Genomic DNA, 15224 nt, shown 5'->3' with positions numbered 1-15224 from the left:
ACGATGACACGGTCACGGGGGTTGAAGCTCTTCATGGCTGAACATCCTAACGCGACACCCGAAAGCTGCCGGTCGCGAGCGTCTGCTTGTGGCCGTGAACGAGCTGTACTGGCATCGGCACCCGCGTGGCTTTCTGCCGCCGTGCCAGCGGTTTGCGTCGAGGAAAAGACACGCGCCATTTCCCCACGCCGATCGACTGCTCTACACCTCTTCACCCAGTCTGCTCCTTCCCTGGGAAGGAATCCGGCGAGACGAGACACTGCGAGCATGACGGCAACGAACAAGGCAAAGCCGGCAAATACGGGCAGCCCTGTTTAGCGGCGTCGAGTTCTCGCAGCAGTTATCGTCTTGGCGTCTCTAACTAGTCATCGCATCCCTCTTCTTCCTTGCGATCAGCAAGCTTTCGATCCGGCCTGAGCACCTCGAAGCTGTCCATGTAGTTGGTGTATTGCGGCACTTCGATCAACGCGCACGCAATCGGGCTTCGTCCGTACAGATGGCCAAAGTGAGCCTTCATCTCGTCCACGATTTCAGCGGGCATCGGCGCGGAGGAGGTTGCCAGCTTCACGATCAGGTCCCCGCTCGCGTTACCTGTCATGCGATCGACCCATGGCGGCGGGGCGCCGGGAGTGACAACCGCAGGCAGATGATCCGCAGCCATCACGACGACCGTGATGTCGCCCAGAAGGACGCTTGCACTGCGACTTCTCAGTTCCACCTCGAAGCGGCCATGCGCGTCGGTGCGAACTTCGGCGATCTGGGCCCGCCCCACGTCGACGCTGGATATCGAAGTCCGTGCACGGCTGGCGACGACCAGCGCGTGCGCAACAGGCCGTGCCGTCACCGAGTCGATGACCGCGCCGTGCAGATCGGTGGCGGTGAGCACGACAATCAGCCATCTGAGCACCATCAGGGCAAAGAGGCAGGCCCCGAGCAGGCACAGGCTACGGCGAATCAGAATCCAGTAATGCGCCATGCTCCGGCGGCCCTCGCCATTGGTGGCATGCCGTTGGCGTGCCCAAAAGCAGTCTATCGCCAATACCCGCAACTGGCCGACTGTTGCCGCTCGGCAGCAGCGCTTCGTTGTCGACAGGCGACTCCGCGCGTTCGCGATCCGGGGACCGGACTCGAACCCCCTCCACGGCATCAATGAGAAAAGGGAGCGGCGAGGCGTATTGCAACCCGGGAGTGCGTTCGCATCGCTACGCATCGGCTGCGTTCGGGCCCAGCCGCAAATGCCGTGCATCGGCAGCAATCAGAAGGCGCTCTTGATCACGCCGCCGTCCACACGAAGTGCGGCACCCGTAGTTGCAGAGGCGAGAGGACTTGCCACGTAGGCGACGAGCGACGCGACCTCCTCCGGCGTTTCGAAACGCTTGATGAGGGAGGTTGGCCGCACCTTGTCGAAGAACTCGGCCTCGACTTCTTCGAAGCTCTTGCCGCTAGCGCGCGCCAGATCCTGCACGAAGTCGCCAACCCCGCGCGACTTGGTCGGCCCCGGCAGCACGCTGTTGACCGTGATGCCCGTGCCGGATACCGACTCTGCCAACCCGCGGGAAACCGCAATTTGTGCAGTCTTGGTCATGCCGTAATGGATCATCTCGGCCGGAATCTGCACCGCGCTTTCACTGGAAATGAAAATGATGCGCCCCCAGTTGGCGAGCTTCATGTCTGGCAGCACGAGGCGTGCGAGCCGAATGCCACTCAGGACGTTGACGTCGAAGAACCGCATCCAGTCTTCATCGGGAATGTCCTCGAAGGCCTTGGGCTCGAAGATGCCGAGGTTGTTGACCAGGATCTCGATGCCGGGATGGCGGCGAACGACTTCGTGGGCCGCCTCGGCGCCGCTCAGATCTCCCGCAAAGCCTTCGACCGACCCGCCTGTCTCCGAGCGCATGCGAGCGACGGTTTCATCAACGGTGGATTGTGTTCGCCCATTGACGACGACGCGCGCGCCTTCCTGGGCCAGCGTGTGCGCGATGGCGTAGCCGATGCCTGCCGTGCTGCCGCTGACCAGAGCCAGCTTGCCGTTGAGTTTCAGATCCATGTTGTTTCTCCTTGATGGGCGAACTTGCGTGATGGACACCGGCCGGGGGACCGGTGGTGGAAGAGGAGGATGTTCCCCTCAGCTGGCGCTCGTCGGCGTGAAAGCAAGGCTTGTCCCCTCGCAGGGGCTGGTGAGCTGGATGGACGTCTCGAAGGCTGCACAGCGCCTGTTGCCTGCGGGGTCCTCCAGGTCGGGGTGCGTGACCAGCCGATGCGTGCCCGCCGCCCACGGGCGCGACGGTGTGAAGCGCCAGGTCGCATCGCCTTCGGCGAGGGACGTCGTGCCGTCCACACGGCGCCCGTGTCCATCCACTACCGCGATCAGCGCCTCGCCGACCGAGCTGATGGGCACCTGCATATCGACCACCAATGCGTCACGGCTGTCGCGACGCGGCAGGGCGAGCTTCCAGGCTTCGGGCCGCAGAGGACGCGAAGCGGCGGCAGTCACCTGCCACGTCTTGACCACGGGTGGCTGGGCGGCATCAATGCCCACCAAGCGCAGACTGACAGTCGAACCCTCTTGCAATGCCCGCCCCGCGTCCAGGTTCGGCCCCACCCCGCTCTTCACACGGCCGGGGTCCATCAACACGGTGATGCGTCGACCATCCGCGCTCGGCAAGGTCAGGTCGAGCAGCGCGTGCTGGACTTCCCGGCCGTTGGCGTCGAGCAGTTTCAAGCGCGCGATGTCGAAGGGCAGGCGTTGAGGTTGCTCGAAGCGCAGCTCGATCCTCAGCAGGTTCTCAGGAACCGTCGGGCCCGCCGGATGAATCTCGACCGAAGCAGCCCCGGCCACGGACACGCCCACCAGGGCCACCATCGAGACAAGATGGCGCGCCGGCATCATGGCTTGGGCGGCGGCGCCAGGTCAGCATAACCCTCGTCGGTACGCAGCATGCGGTGCACGTCGCGCCAGTTGTCGTTCGCCGGGTAGTTGAAGTCCGCGAAGTCGTACTCGTTGATGAAGTCGCTCAGGCGCAGGAACAAGCCTTTGCGCATCGACACCAGCTCCATCGCGCCGCTGGCCTCGTTGCGGCGAAGCGCTGCGAAGAAGTTGGCATCCTGGTTGTCGAGGTGCGCCACGCGCATCGGCACGTAGGTGGCTTTCAGCCCCAAGGTCGGTTCGGCAGGCCACTTGATCGGCGTGGACAAGCCGGGCTTCGTCGATGCCTCGGCGATGTCGGCGACCGACATCAGGTCGGCGGACTTGTGCGAGTGCGTCAGCAGCACCATCGGCCCTTGGCCGGCGTCGAACATCACCATGCCGGCCGGTGCGCTGCCCCAGCCGAACTCGGCGACCGTCTTGGCGGCGATGTGGGCGCCATCCTTCAGGTCCTTCAACGGGATCGTCACCAGCGGAGAACAGGTGAACGCTGCGATCAGCGTCGGCTCGCCGTTGAGGCTGGTGATCACCATCTTGCGTATGGGTGCGCGAGTTTCCAACTGATTGTGCACCGGGTGGTACATCTCCACGCTGCTGATGGCAGCGCTGCCCTTGAACGGGAAGTCGAAGACCCGCAGCGTCGACGCGAAGCTCGCGTTGGACAGCCCGGCGACGTAGAGCTTGCCCTCGTGGTACTTCATGTCGGTCACGGTGAAGCTCGCCGCTGGCGTGTCGCGCCACAGGCGCTTGTCGGCGGCGGGCAGGTTGCCGATGGCAACCGACTCGCGCCTGCCTCGGTCCAGGTTGACGATGCGCACCTTGCCGGCGGCGTCCACCGACACCAGCACGGGGGCCGGCATCGCGCTCGCGGTCTTGCCGTCCACCGACAGCGAGATGTAGGCGACTTCGCTGCCCGGTCGCACCGCCATGTCCTCGAAGCGCAGGCTCTCGGAACGGGTGTGAAGCGTGCGCGCGATGGCGCCGGACACGTCCCTCACGTTGAACGGCACCGGAGCGCCGGGTGCAACGGGTGGCAACGTGATGGCGTGCAACTGGCCGCCACGCCAGTCCGCGACGACCACCGTGTTCGCATCGACGAACGCAATCTTGCCGGCGGACTGCACGGGCGCGCCAATGGCGTGGGACGCGTGCAGGGCCAGCGCCAGTACCATCAGGCGCAGCGCCTGGACGGCCCGGGCTTTCCTGGTCGACGCGCCGGGCTGCGGAGAATGGGGCTGTGGATTCATGAAGGGTGCTCCTCAAAGGGTGTGGAGGCACTTTCCGGCAGATCCGACGGTGCGCCCAGTCTCAACCGGGCGAGGCGCACCTCTCTCCTTCGGGTCATGCCCAGCGTCGGGTTACTGCCGACCCCTGGAAGGCGCGCCAGGAAGGCTCCCGGAACGGACGCCACCCTGTTCTGCGGCGCGCTCGCGCCATACGCTGAAGCCCGCCACGGCCAGGCCACCCAGCGTCAGCACGGCTGCCACCCGCGGTAGGCTGGCCAGGCCGGGGCCGTGTTCGATCACCACGCCACCCAACCATGCGCCCAGCGCGTTGCCGAGGTTGAAAGCAGCGATGTTCAAGCTGGAGGCCATGCTTTGCCCGGCGCCCTGCGCCTGGTTCAGCACTCGAAGCTGCAGCGGGGCGACCGTGGCGAACGCGCCTGCACCCAGCAGCCCGACGAACAGGACGGCGGCCACGCGGTTGCCCATGGCGAAGCCCATCAGCACCAGCACGATGGCCAAGGCCGCGAGCGAACCCAGCAGCATGCGCACCGGCGCGCGGTCGGTCAGGCGGCCGCCGACGACGTTGCCGAGGATCATCCCGACGCCGAACATCAGCAGGATCACCGACACGCCTGCTTCGGCAAACCCCGTCACCTGGGTCAGCAGCGGCTGGATGTACGTGAAGACGGCGAACACGCCGGCGAAGCCGAAGACCGTGGCGGCGAGGCCCAGCAGCACGTGCACCCGTCCCAGCACCTTGAGCTCCTCCTTCAACGAGACGCCGCTGCCGCACCCGGCTTCGCGCGCCGAAACGAACAGCGCGATGACCGTCATCGCAGCGATGCCGATCACGCACACCGCCCAGAACGTCGATCGCCATCCGAAATGCAGGCCCAGCCAGGAACCCGCGGGCACGCCCAGCAAGGTCGCAACCGTCAACCCGGTGAACATCGTGGACAACGCCGCGGCCTTGCGGTCCGGCGACACCACGCTCGTGGCGACCACGGCGCCCACGCCAAAGTATGTGCCGTGCGCCAGCGACGTGACGACCCGCGCGACCATCAGGACCGCGTAGTTGGGCGCCAACGCGCACGCCAGATTACCCAGCGTGAAGATGACCATCAGCGCCAGCAACGCCGTCTTGCGCGGCACTTTGCTCAGCGATGCGGTCAGCAGCGGTGCGCCAATGAATACGCCCAGGGCGTAGCCGGAAATCAGCAGGCCGGCGGTGGGCACGGTGACCTGCAGGTCTGCGGCGAGCTGCAGCAGCAGGCCCATGATGACGAATTCAGTGGTGCCGATCCCGAACGCGCCAATCGTCAGCGCGTAGATGGCCATCGAGGAACGCTTGCCATCCCTGGCGGGAATGCTCGCGTTCGGCGTCTGTGAGTTGTTCATGCGACCTCCTCGAAAAGGGGTGGGCCAGGACGCATGCGCGTCCCGACGGTTGACGAGGCCATCAGCGAGCGGTGTCGCCGTCGACCGAACGTGCGGCGTCGACGATCAGCGCGGCGACTTCGCGCGGGTGGGACACCATCAACGCATGCGAGCCGCCTTTCACCACGACGGTCTTCCTGGCCTGCGCCCGTTCGGCCATGAAGCCCATCGCCTGCGGCGGGATGTTCAGGTCGCCCGTGCCGTAGATGGACCAGCTCGGGATGGCCTTCCACGCCGGGGAGGGAGCAGCCTCCGACAGCGCGGCCGCCTTGATCGGGCGCTGTGTGGCGGCCATGGCCTGGGCCTGGGCCAGCGGCACGTCGGCCGCGAACTGGTGCGGGAACTTGTCCTGCTGGACGTAGAGGTCCTCTCCGCCACCCTCGAGCTTGACCGGTGCAGCCAGCGCAGGCGGCAGCGTAGAGCCGGGGAACTTGCCCGTCAGGTCGAGGGCGCTTTCGCCCCGGTCCGGTGCAAACGCGGCAACGAACACGAGCGCCTTCACATGGGGCAGGCCGTTGGCCGCAGCGGAGATGACGGCGCCGCCGTAGGAGTGGCCGACCAGGATGACCGGGCCGGCGACGGAGCGGGTCAGCGAGGCAACATAGGCGCCATCGCTGGCCACGCCTCGCAGCGGGTTCGCGGCAGCGATGACGGGGTAGCCCAGTTTGGTCAATTCGGCAACGACGCCGTTCCAGCTCGACGAGCCGGCGAAGGCACCATGAACCAGCACGATGGTCGGCTTGAGAGTGGCGGCCGGCGTGGGAGCGACCGCGAGGGCCATGGCACCAGCGGCGATGGAGAGCTTGATGAGATTCAGCATGGAACGTTCTTTCATGAAGGTGCCGACGAGCGGCGGCGTTGGAGGAAACTTCAAAGTCAGGCCGAGGCGATGAAACGGTCGAGCCGGGCGACGTCGAGCACGGCCGACAGGCCTGTGCGCAACCGGGGGCAGTGGGTGGCGTCGAAGCACATGGCCTGAGTCCTGGTCGGTGGTATTCCCGAAGGCTAGGCACATGCAACACAACGCGCGCCTCCCACATGGCAGCGCCGGCCTCTTCCATTCGGAGGGTGTCGACCGCGCGAACCGGTCCCACATTCGTCAAGCGATTCACGGCGGAGTGCGCGATGTCCTGGCGTTTGGAGCTGTCACGATTCATCCACGGCCTCCCGAGGTTCGGCGAGCTGCGCCTGGGCGCCACCTGCCTGCTGGAGTCGAGCCGTGCGTGACGCCGCGTCCAGCCTGAATGCCGTGAGCCTGAGTGCCTCGGGCAGTCACGGCACTTTTTCTTGGTGCGAGCCGTCTACAGCGCAGGCCTCCCGCTTGTGCTCCAGCGAGCCGCCGCGGCGTTGTCGTTGTCGCTTTGACAACTGGTCGGAGCAACATCCCGTGCTCGGAAGCGATCCCCGCGCGCGGCAGGTACGATTCGGTCTGTTGTCTTGCGGCCTTGATGTCACGCGCTTCCATGGTTATGACTTCGGAAAGTCAGGTCTACGTTTTCGACGGCTTCACGCTGGATGTGGGCCGTCGCTCGTTGTCGCGAGGTAATGAGGACGTGGTGCTCGGCAGTCGGGCGCTGGATCTGCTCATCGCGCTCGTGGAGCAGGCCGGCGAAGTGCTGAGCCGCGACCACCTGGTTTCGCGCGTCTGGCCGAGCACCTTCGTCGAGGAATCCAGCCTGCGCGTGCACGTTGCCGCGCTGCGGAAGGCGCTGGATGACAGCGCCACCGGGCGTCGCTACATCGCGAACGTGCCGGGCCGCGGCTACAGCTTTGTCGGGCAGGTCAGCCGCCAGCGCCGTGGCTCAGCTGCGTCGCCGGCCGAGGTCGAGCGGTCCATGCTGCCGCCGTTGGCGGGGCGCGAATCAACGCTGGCCACGTTGGCCACGATGCTGCAGCGCTGCCCGGTGGTGAGCATCGTCGGCCCCGCTGGCATGGGCAAGACCAGCACGGCCCAGCGTGCGTTGGCACTCAACGCACCGGGCTTCTCCCGCGGTGCCCGCTGGGTCGACCTCTCCCAGGTCCGCGGGGGCGGTGTCGTCGCACACGTGTCCGGCGCGCTGGGCTGGCCCGGCGCAGACCTGCCCCGGCTCATTCCGACCCTGCGCGATACGGACTTGCTGCTCGTACTGGACAACTGCGAGCACGTGCTGGAGGAAGCGGCTGCGCTGGCCGAAGCCATCGCGGCCCAAGCGCCGCGGCTGCGGCTCATCTGCACCAGCCGCGAGCCGCTGAACGTGGCGGGCGAGCACGTGCTGCGGCTGGAGCCGCTGGCCGCTGCGCCAGGCACGGTGAGGACGCTGGCCGAAGCGCTGCAGTCGCCCGCAGTCGCCCTGTTCGTCGAGCGCGCAAGGGCGGCGTCCGACAACGTGGTGTTCGACGACACCGACGTGCCGGACCTGCGCGAGCTGTGCCGCCAGCTCGACGGCGTGCCGCTCGCCTTGGAACTCGCCGCGTGGCGGATGCCCGCCGTGGGCCTGAAAGGGCTGCTCGCACGACCCGACGACTGGCTGCTGCTGCTGACCCGCGGGCGCCGCGGTGCCCAGTTGCGACACCAATCGTTGCGGGCCGCCATCGACTGGAGCTATGGCTTGCTCGACGACCTGGAGCGACGCGTGCTGCGCAGTCTCGCGGTCTTCGACGCACCGTTCTCGCTGACCAGCGCGGTGGCCGTGGTAGAGCGGTCGCCAGATACGGCCAGCATCGAGGATGCCGTGCTGCGGCTGGTGGACAAGTCACTGCTGCAGCCCTGCCCGCAGGGCTGCGAGCTGGACGACGGTACCTGCTACCGGTTGCTGAACACGACGCGCCTGTACGCGGTGGAGCGATTGGCAGAGCTGCCGGACGACGGGGGCGTTCGGGCGCGACATGCGCTTGAATTGCAGCGTCTCGCCGGCCGCCCGTCGGCGATGGCTGCGGCCGCGATGTGAATCGTCGTGAATCCGCGGCGAGGCACGATCCGGCCGCGGCGGCAATGGCTTAAGGTCCGGCGCTTCACACGACAGGAAAGAATACCTTGGCTGCTGTTCATGACACGCCCGACATCGGCTCCAGACTGGATCGCTTGCCGCTGACGTGGTTGCACGGCTGGCTGGTGCTGGTGTGCACGCTCGCCATGACGGTGACCATCAGCGAGATGTCGCTGAGCGGTGCCTTGTCGGCCATCTTCTCCAGCGGCGCGAACAAGGCGTCGTCCGGTGAGCTGTCGGCCCTGCTGTCCTCCGTCTACGTGGGCGCCGTCATGGGTGCACCGCTGTTCGGCAGGCTGGCCGACCGCATCGGGCGCCGGGGCGTGCTGATCGGTGTGCTGCTCTGGATCGCCGCCACGTCGCTGGCGGCCGGCTTCACGCACGACATCCTGCAGCTGACCGTCTGCCGCGGCTTGTCCGGCCTGGCTCTCGGTGTGCTGCCGCCGCTCGTCGTTTCGCTGCTGGCCGACGTGCTGCCGCCCAAGCAGCGCGGTGTGATGACGTTCTGGTGCATCGGGCTGTCGACCGTGGGCCCCTTCTGCACGCTGATGTTCCTGCGGGCCATGGCCACCTCCACCTGGCACGGCGGGGAATCCTGGCGGCTGACCTTCGGCGTGCTGGCCTTGCTGTGCGTGCTGACCGCCGGCGCCGCCGCGCTGCTGCCGGAGTCGCCGCGTTTTCTCGCCGTGCGTGGCCGCATCGCCGCAGCCGTGCAGGCGCTGGGTCGATTCGAGCGCGCCCGAGTGCTGCCGTGGCAGGGCACGACGCGGCGCGCGATGGCAGCCGTGGCCGGCTTGCAGCAGGAACGCCCCAAGCACCTCGTGTATGCGCTGTTCGCGCTGAGCCCGTGGGCCACGTCCTCGTTTCCCATCCTGTCGGGCGCGATTCTGACGCAGCGCGGCTTCGCGCTGAACGATGCGCTGATGGTGGTGAGCCTGTCCATGGTCGGCCCCATGGCGGGCAACTTCGTCAGCTCCATGAGCCTGGACCGCATCGACCGGCGACACGGCCTGGCCGCCTGTTCGGTGGTGCTGGCGCTGTCGGGGGCGACGTTCGTCTCGTCCGATGTCTCGTGGCAGGTGCTGACCGCGGCCACCGTGTTCGGCATGGCGACGTCCATCTACCTGTCGACGCTGAACCTGTACGCCGCTGAACTCTTTCCGACCGAAGGCCGGAGCCGGCGCCTGGCGAGCGCGTGGGCGCTGAACCGCATCGGCGCTGCGGTGGCGCCGCTGCTGCTGGTGCCGCTGTTGCACGACCAGGGCGCCGAGGCGATGTTTGCCGTCGTCGCGTGCACCATCGTGGCGGCGTTGGGCCTCACCTACCTCTCGCCGCGCGGCCGGCAGCGGCAGGCGGTGACTTAGCCGCCCATCAGCTCGCGAGCCAGTCGCAGGTCGCGCGTCGCGAAGCCTTCGTTGAACTTGGCGTAGACCGACTGCAGCATCGCAAGGCCTCCCGTGGCACGGCCCCAACGCCGGGCCAGCTGCGCCGTGCTGATGGCGACGCGCAGCTCCCACCCCAGCGCACCCTGGGCGCGTGCCAGGGCCAGCGCATGTTCCAGCAATCCGGTGGCAATGGCTTGAGCGTCCGGCCCGTCGGCCGCGGCCGTGTGCTCCGCGCGCAGGCGGATGATCTCCGGTGCACACCATCCCACGGCGCCGGTCTGCGCACGCACGAAAGTGTCGGCGCACAGGCTCGCCTGCTCGAAGGTGCCGAGATGGTCGCGGTACTTGGTCTGCTGGCCGTTCGGCAATGTCTTCAGCGCTTCGGCATGGGCCGGACGCGAGGCGCCGCCGGCATCCAGCACCACCTCGATCAGGCGTCCCCAGGCCTGGTAGTACGGAAACTCGTACCGGTCGGCCTGTTGCACCAGGCGCGCGGCCCAGCCGGCGCAGGCCCGCGGGCGACCGCACCACAACGCGATGGGAATGGCGGCGAGGGCCAGGCCCTGGCAGATGGACGGCGGCGCATCCTGCTCTGCAAACGACAGGCACTCCTCGACCATTCGCCAGGCCTGGTCGGGACGACCTTCGATCCAATGGATGCGGGCCAGCACGATGCGCATCGACACTTCCACGCTGACCGGCGACGGGGTGTAGATCAACGGGATCCGCCGGTCGGCCTGTGCCAGCACGCCTGCGGCGAGTGTCCGCGCGGCGGCGTGATCGCCGAGGAAGTGCAGCGACTGCGACCGTGTGCGCCGGGCGGTCAGGTCGATCACCCAGTCGGCGTGATCCAGCTGCTGGATGTCGCGCGTGCGGGTCAGCGATTCCCGGTAGTTGCCATGCTGGAAGCTGTTGGCCCACAACGCCACCAGCGCCCCCAGCTGCGCGGCCGCCGAGCCGGGGAATGCGCTGATCTTCAAGGCCTTGGCCAGCGTGGCAATGTGGTGCGGTTCGTCCGTGATGACCCGCAGTTGGCCGAAGGCCGGAAAGGTGTGCATGCGCACGGCCAGTTCGGGCCGCGGCGGGTCGAGCCGGTTCACTTCGCTCAAGGCGCGCCGGGCGAAGTCGTCGAAGCCGGCGAAGAGGCCGGTCTGTTCGGCCAGCTGGAGCACGGCCACCGTCAGCTCGGTGCCGAGCAGCGAGTCGCCCGCATCCGAGAATGCCCAACCCAGCGCATGACGCACGTCCTCGATCCACACGCCGTGCGCGCGGCGCCACTCGACCTTGCCCATCGAGTTCCACTGCTGCTCGGCCACCTCGAGCAATTGCATCAGCGCGTGCGCATGCCGCGTGCGCGCGCTCCGGTACTCCGGCGTGGCGGCGCGCTCCAGTTGTCCGCTCGCGTAGGCTCGTGTCATGTCGGGCATGCGGTACAGCAGGTTGTCCCCCACCTGCAGCGTCACCAGCAGGGACTTGTCGGCAAGGTCCAGCACGGTGTCCAGTGCCTCGGCCCGTGGCCCACCGGCAACGGCGACGGCGGTGTCCAGTTCGAAGCTGCCGCGCAGGCACGCCAGCGCACGGAAGGCGCGCTGTTCATCGCCCTGCAGCAGGCGGTAGCTCCAGTCGAGCACGGCCTCCAGCGAACTGTGCCGGTCGGCTTGGTCGTCGGCGCTGAGGCTCAGCAGTTCGGGCCCGAGCTGCGCGGCGATGTTGGCCATGCCCAGCCGGCAGGCGTGCGAGGCCACCAGCGTGATGCCGAGCGGGCTGCCGTCGAGCCGCCCGCAGAGGGCTGTGGCGTGCTCGATGTTGTCGGACGTCGGCGCGAATGCGGCGTCGCGCGACTGCGCCACGTGGAAGAACAGCTGCACCGCGGGATAGGTCATCGCGAGCCACAGCGGCAGCGCCGCCGCACCGGGCGGCGATGCCAACGGCGCGAGCCGGTGCACCCACTCGCCCTTGGCACGCAGCGGCTCGCGGCTCGTCACCAGGATCAGGATCCCGGGCACCGAGGCCGCCAAGTCTTCCGCCAGGCTGGCGACGGCGTCGATGACCGTCTCGCAGCTGTCCAGCACCAGCAGCATTTGCCGGCCGGCCAGCCGTTGCCGGAGGTCTTCGCGCGACACGCCGTGCGAACCCTCCATGCCCAGCGCCAGGCCCAGCTCGGCTTCCAGCACCTCGCCAGCGCTGAGCCGCGCCAGGTCCAGGAAGCAGATGCCGCCGGCCAGCGTCGCTGACAGCCGCCGTGCCACCGCCACGGCGAGCGTCGTCTTGCCAAGCCCGCCCGGTCCCACCACGGACACCAACCGCCGCTCGGTCAGCGTCTTCGCCAGCGTGCCGGCCACTTCATCGCGCCCGACGAAATGTCGAGGCAGATCGGGCAGCGAGACGTGGGCCGGCGCGTGCGGCCGAGCCCCCGTGGCCGGCGCGGCATCGCCGTGTGGATCCGGTTCGTGGAAGTGCCTGTTCATGTGACGCTTTTTAGCAGCGTGCGCGCCGCCACCAACTCCGGGACGGCACTGCCATCGTCGATGGAAGAGAGCAGAGAACGCAGCGCCGCCAGGGCGCCGGGCACGGCGCCGTTGTCCGTGGCCATGGCGGCCATGCTCAACGCGATCCGCAGCATCCAGAATTTCGCGCGCTGTTTCCCGGCCAGCTGCAGCGCCTGTTGCAACCGCGCGGCGGCAGAGCCCGGCGCGTCGCGGTGTTCGTCGAGCGCCACCAGGCGCATCACCTCGGGCGCACACCAGCCCACCGCGCCCTGGTCGACGCGTGCCTGCGTCGCCGCCGGAGGGCGCGATGCCCGGATCGTTGCCACCATGTCGCCCAGCGGCGGGCAGCCGGCCATGGCCGCATCGACCGCGCTGCCGGGCAGGATCGCGTCACCCGCCAATGCGCGGCTGAATGCCTGGGCATAGGCCAGCCAGTAAGCCAGGCCCTTGCGCTCCGACAGGCCGCGCAACTCCTGGATCCACTGGTCTGCCAACGCCGCATCGCCCCGCCAGATCGCCATGGGCACGGCGGCCATGCCCAGCACCTGGCAGCGTGCGAAGACATGTGCGTTGGCGCTGCCGTCAAGCGCCTCTGCCAGCGTTCCCCATGCGGGGCCGAAGTCTCCTCGCAACCACTGGATGCGCGCCAACTGGACCCGCATCGAGACACCGAAGGGCACCTCGCTGAGGAACTGCCGGCCCACGCGCGCGCCGTTGAAAGCGATGACCCGCCAGGCCAACGGCTCGGCAGCGTCGTGGTCTCCCAGTGAATGCAGGCACAGCGCCGAGATGCGGTCGGAGATGGCGATGGACAGCGGCTCGAACCGGCCGGTGGCGAGCTGGCGGATTTCCTGGCAACAGGCGAGCGACAGCCGGTAGTCACCCTGGCCATAGGATGTCGTGCTCATGCCGAAGAGCGCCTCGATCCTCTCGTCATCCGATCCCAGAGTGCCCAGCAGCTGGCGGACGCGTGAGAAAACGGCCGGGTAGTGCCAGCTGCCCTCTGGCACGTAACCCATCATGAAGGCCGCGGCGACACGCAGCGGCAGCTCCAGGGCCTCCCGGTCGACTCCCGCCCGGGGGAGCTTGGTCAAGGCAATCTCGATGTAGCGCAGGTATTCCTCCACCATGCCGACATCGCAGTAGGTGCGCTTGGCGAAAGCGGTCAGCTGGATGCCCAGGCCCAGGTCGCGCTCTTCGATCAGCGCCCATTCGATCGCCGCCCGCACGTCGGCGATGGACGAGCCCAGTGCCGGCGACCAGTGGTATTGCGACATGCTGGCACCGGCCTCCCGCGCGCGCTGCAAGCCTTCGACGATGAACGTGGCATGCCGCCGATGGACCGCCGGTGCGTCGTCACTGGCGGCCAGTCGCTTCTCGGCGTACAGCCGCGTGATGAAGAGCAGGCGGTGCAGCAGCCGGGCGTCGTCCGCCGAATCGTGCATGATGAGGGACTTCGCGCTCAGGCTGAGCACGTCCTCGATGATGCGCTGTCGGCTCAATTCGGCGCTGGCGGCGATCGCCACCGCGCCGTCCAGGTCGAAGGCGCCCCGGAACACCGAGAGCCGCTGCAGCACCAGACGCTCGCTGTCGCTGAGCAGGTCATAGCTCCAGTCCATCACCGCCTGCAGCGTGCGGTGGCGGGACAGCGCGGTGCGCCGGCCGCGCGTGAGCAACTCGAACGCGTTCTCCAGGCGGCGCAGCAGCCCCTGCACGCCCAGGCTGTCCACACGCGCCGCAGCCAGCTCGATGGCCAGCGGGATGCCGTCCAGGAAGCCGCACAGTTGGCGGACTGCGGCGGCATGCATGTCGGTCAGCTCGAACGAATCGCAGTTGGCCTGGGCGCGTTCCACGAAGAGCTGGATGGCCGGGTAGGCGAGCAGGTCCTGCAGGTCCAGCGGCTCGTCGGCCGCAGGCAGTGCCAGCGGCGGCAGCTTGAACACCCACTCGGCTTCGATCTCGAGCGGCTCTCGGCTGGTGGCCAGGAAGTGCACGCCGGGGCATGTGCGCATCAGCCGGTTGACGAGCGTGGCTGCAGCGTCGATCACGTGCTCGCAGTTGTCCAGCACGAACAGCATCTGCTTGCCGCGCAGCGAAGCTTCCAGCACGGCGAGCGAGTCTCCCGGGGACACGATCAGTCCCTGCGCCTGGCCCAATTCGGCAGCCACCAGGGCCGGGTCCGACAGGTGCGACAACTCGACGAGGCAGGCGCCATCGGCAAAGCGCCGGCTCAGTCCTTCCGCAACCGCCAGGGCCACGGTCGTCTTGCCCATGCCGCCGGCGCCCACGACGGACACCAACCGCTCGCGGGCCAGCAGCTCGGCGATCTGCACGATGGTCTGCTCACGGCCGATCGGGCGGGTCAACCTCGGCGGCAGGGGCTGTGCAGCGGGCGAGACGGTGGTCGCCCATTCGGTGCCGGACGGCGGCACGGCTCGCTGACCGCCGACGTGATCTGGCGAGGACCTCGTCTCCCCGACGAACGCATAGCCGCGGCCGGGCACGTTGGCGATATAGCGCGAGCCGTCCACGCCGTCGCCCAACACCTTGCGCAGCGCCGAGATGTGCACCCGCAGGCTCGTCTCTTCCACCACCGTGTGGGGCCAGACGCGGGCGACCAGTTCATCGCGGCTGTACAGCCGCCCGGGTTGTTCCAGCAGCACGGCCAGGAGCTGCAGCGCCCGGCTGCCCACGCGCACCGGGCCGCGGTCGTCGCTGATCTCGCGCAGCGTCGGGTCGTAACGGAAGGGGCCAAACGCGATGGCCGCCGGTGCGGCGCCGGGTCGGGCCTCCAC

10 protein-coding genes are annotated in these 15224 nt (G+C 68.1%); 2 read left to right on the top strand and 8 right to left on the bottom strand.

The annotated features are described in order from the left end of the window. Positions 1 to 361 precede the first annotated feature (361 nt). From BUE42_RS05240 to BUE42_RS05215, 6 genes are all read right to left on the bottom strand, one after another. Entirely contained in the window at positions 362 to 976 is a 615-nt protein-coding gene (locus BUE42_RS05240; protein ID WP_073463372.1) for a carboxypeptidase-like regulatory domain-containing protein, read from the bottom strand. A 279-nt stretch (positions 977 to 1255) separates the two neighbouring features. After that, a complete protein-coding gene (locus BUE42_RS05235) occupies positions 1256 to 2047 on the bottom strand; it encodes an SDR family NAD(P)-dependent oxidoreductase (protein WP_073463371.1) in 792 nt (263 codons plus the stop codon). A 78-nt stretch (positions 2048 to 2125) separates the two neighbouring features. Further along, positions 2126 to 2890 (bottom strand): Ig-like domain-containing protein, encoded by a 765-nt coding sequence (locus tag BUE42_RS05230; RefSeq protein ID WP_073463370.1) that lies wholly within the window; start codon positions 2888 to 2890, stop codon positions 2126 to 2128. After that, a complete protein-coding gene (locus BUE42_RS05225) occupies positions 2887 to 4173 on the bottom strand; it encodes a hypothetical protein (RefSeq protein ID WP_235002104.1) in 1287 nt (428 codons plus the stop codon). The genes BUE42_RS05230 and BUE42_RS05225 overlap by 4 nt, the downstream gene beginning before the upstream one ends. A gap of 111 nt (positions 4174 to 4284) precedes the next feature. Then, on the bottom strand, positions 4285 to 5550 hold the full coding sequence (locus BUE42_RS05220; RefSeq protein ID WP_235002103.1) for an MFS transporter: 1266 nt from the start codon (positions 5548 to 5550) through the stop codon (positions 4285 to 4287). A 61-nt stretch (positions 5551 to 5611) separates the two neighbouring features. After that, on the bottom strand, positions 5612 to 6409 hold the full coding sequence (locus tag BUE42_RS05215; RefSeq protein ID WP_073463433.1) for an alpha/beta fold hydrolase: 798 nt from the start codon (positions 6407 to 6409) through the stop codon (positions 5612 to 5614). Positions 6410 to 7037: 628 nt separating this feature from the next. On the opposite strand from BUE42_RS05215, the gene BUE42_RS05210 reads away from it, so the two are divergent. Both BUE42_RS05210 and BUE42_RS05205 read left to right on the top strand, forming a co-directional pair. After that, positions 7038 to 8516 (top strand): ATP-binding protein, encoded by a 1479-nt coding sequence (locus BUE42_RS05210; RefSeq protein WP_083613884.1) that lies wholly within the window; start codon positions 7038 to 7040, stop codon positions 8514 to 8516. Between the two features lie 86 nt (positions 8517 to 8602). Next, positions 8603 to 9919 carry an MFS transporter gene (locus tag BUE42_RS05205; protein ID WP_143171304.1) on the top strand — a complete coding sequence of 439 codons (1317 nt, stop codon included), beginning with the start codon at positions 8603 to 8605 and terminating at the stop codon, positions 9917 to 9919. On the opposite strand, the gene BUE42_RS05200 is transcribed toward BUE42_RS05205, so the two are convergent. Beyond that, the gene (locus BUE42_RS05200) at positions 9916 to 12408 is read right to left on the bottom strand and encodes an ATP-binding protein (protein ID WP_143171303.1); all 2493 of its coding nucleotides are present in this window, start codon (positions 12406 to 12408) and stop codon (positions 9916 to 9918) included. The two genes, BUE42_RS05205 and BUE42_RS05200, sit on opposite strands and share 4 nt — an antisense overlap. After that, complete coding sequence (locus BUE42_RS05195; RefSeq protein WP_073463364.1) at positions 12405 to 15224, bottom strand: ATP-binding protein; 2820 nt, start codon at positions 15222 to 15224, stop codon at positions 12405 to 12407. The genes BUE42_RS05200 and BUE42_RS05195 overlap by 4 nt, the downstream gene beginning before the upstream one ends.

The sequence above is a fragment of the Rhizobacter sp. OV335 genome, from assembly GCF_900142965.1.
Lineage (GTDB): Bacteria > Pseudomonadota > Gammaproteobacteria > Burkholderiales > Burkholderiaceae_C > Rhizobacter.
This window is presented reverse-complemented; position numbering and strand designations above follow the sequence as displayed.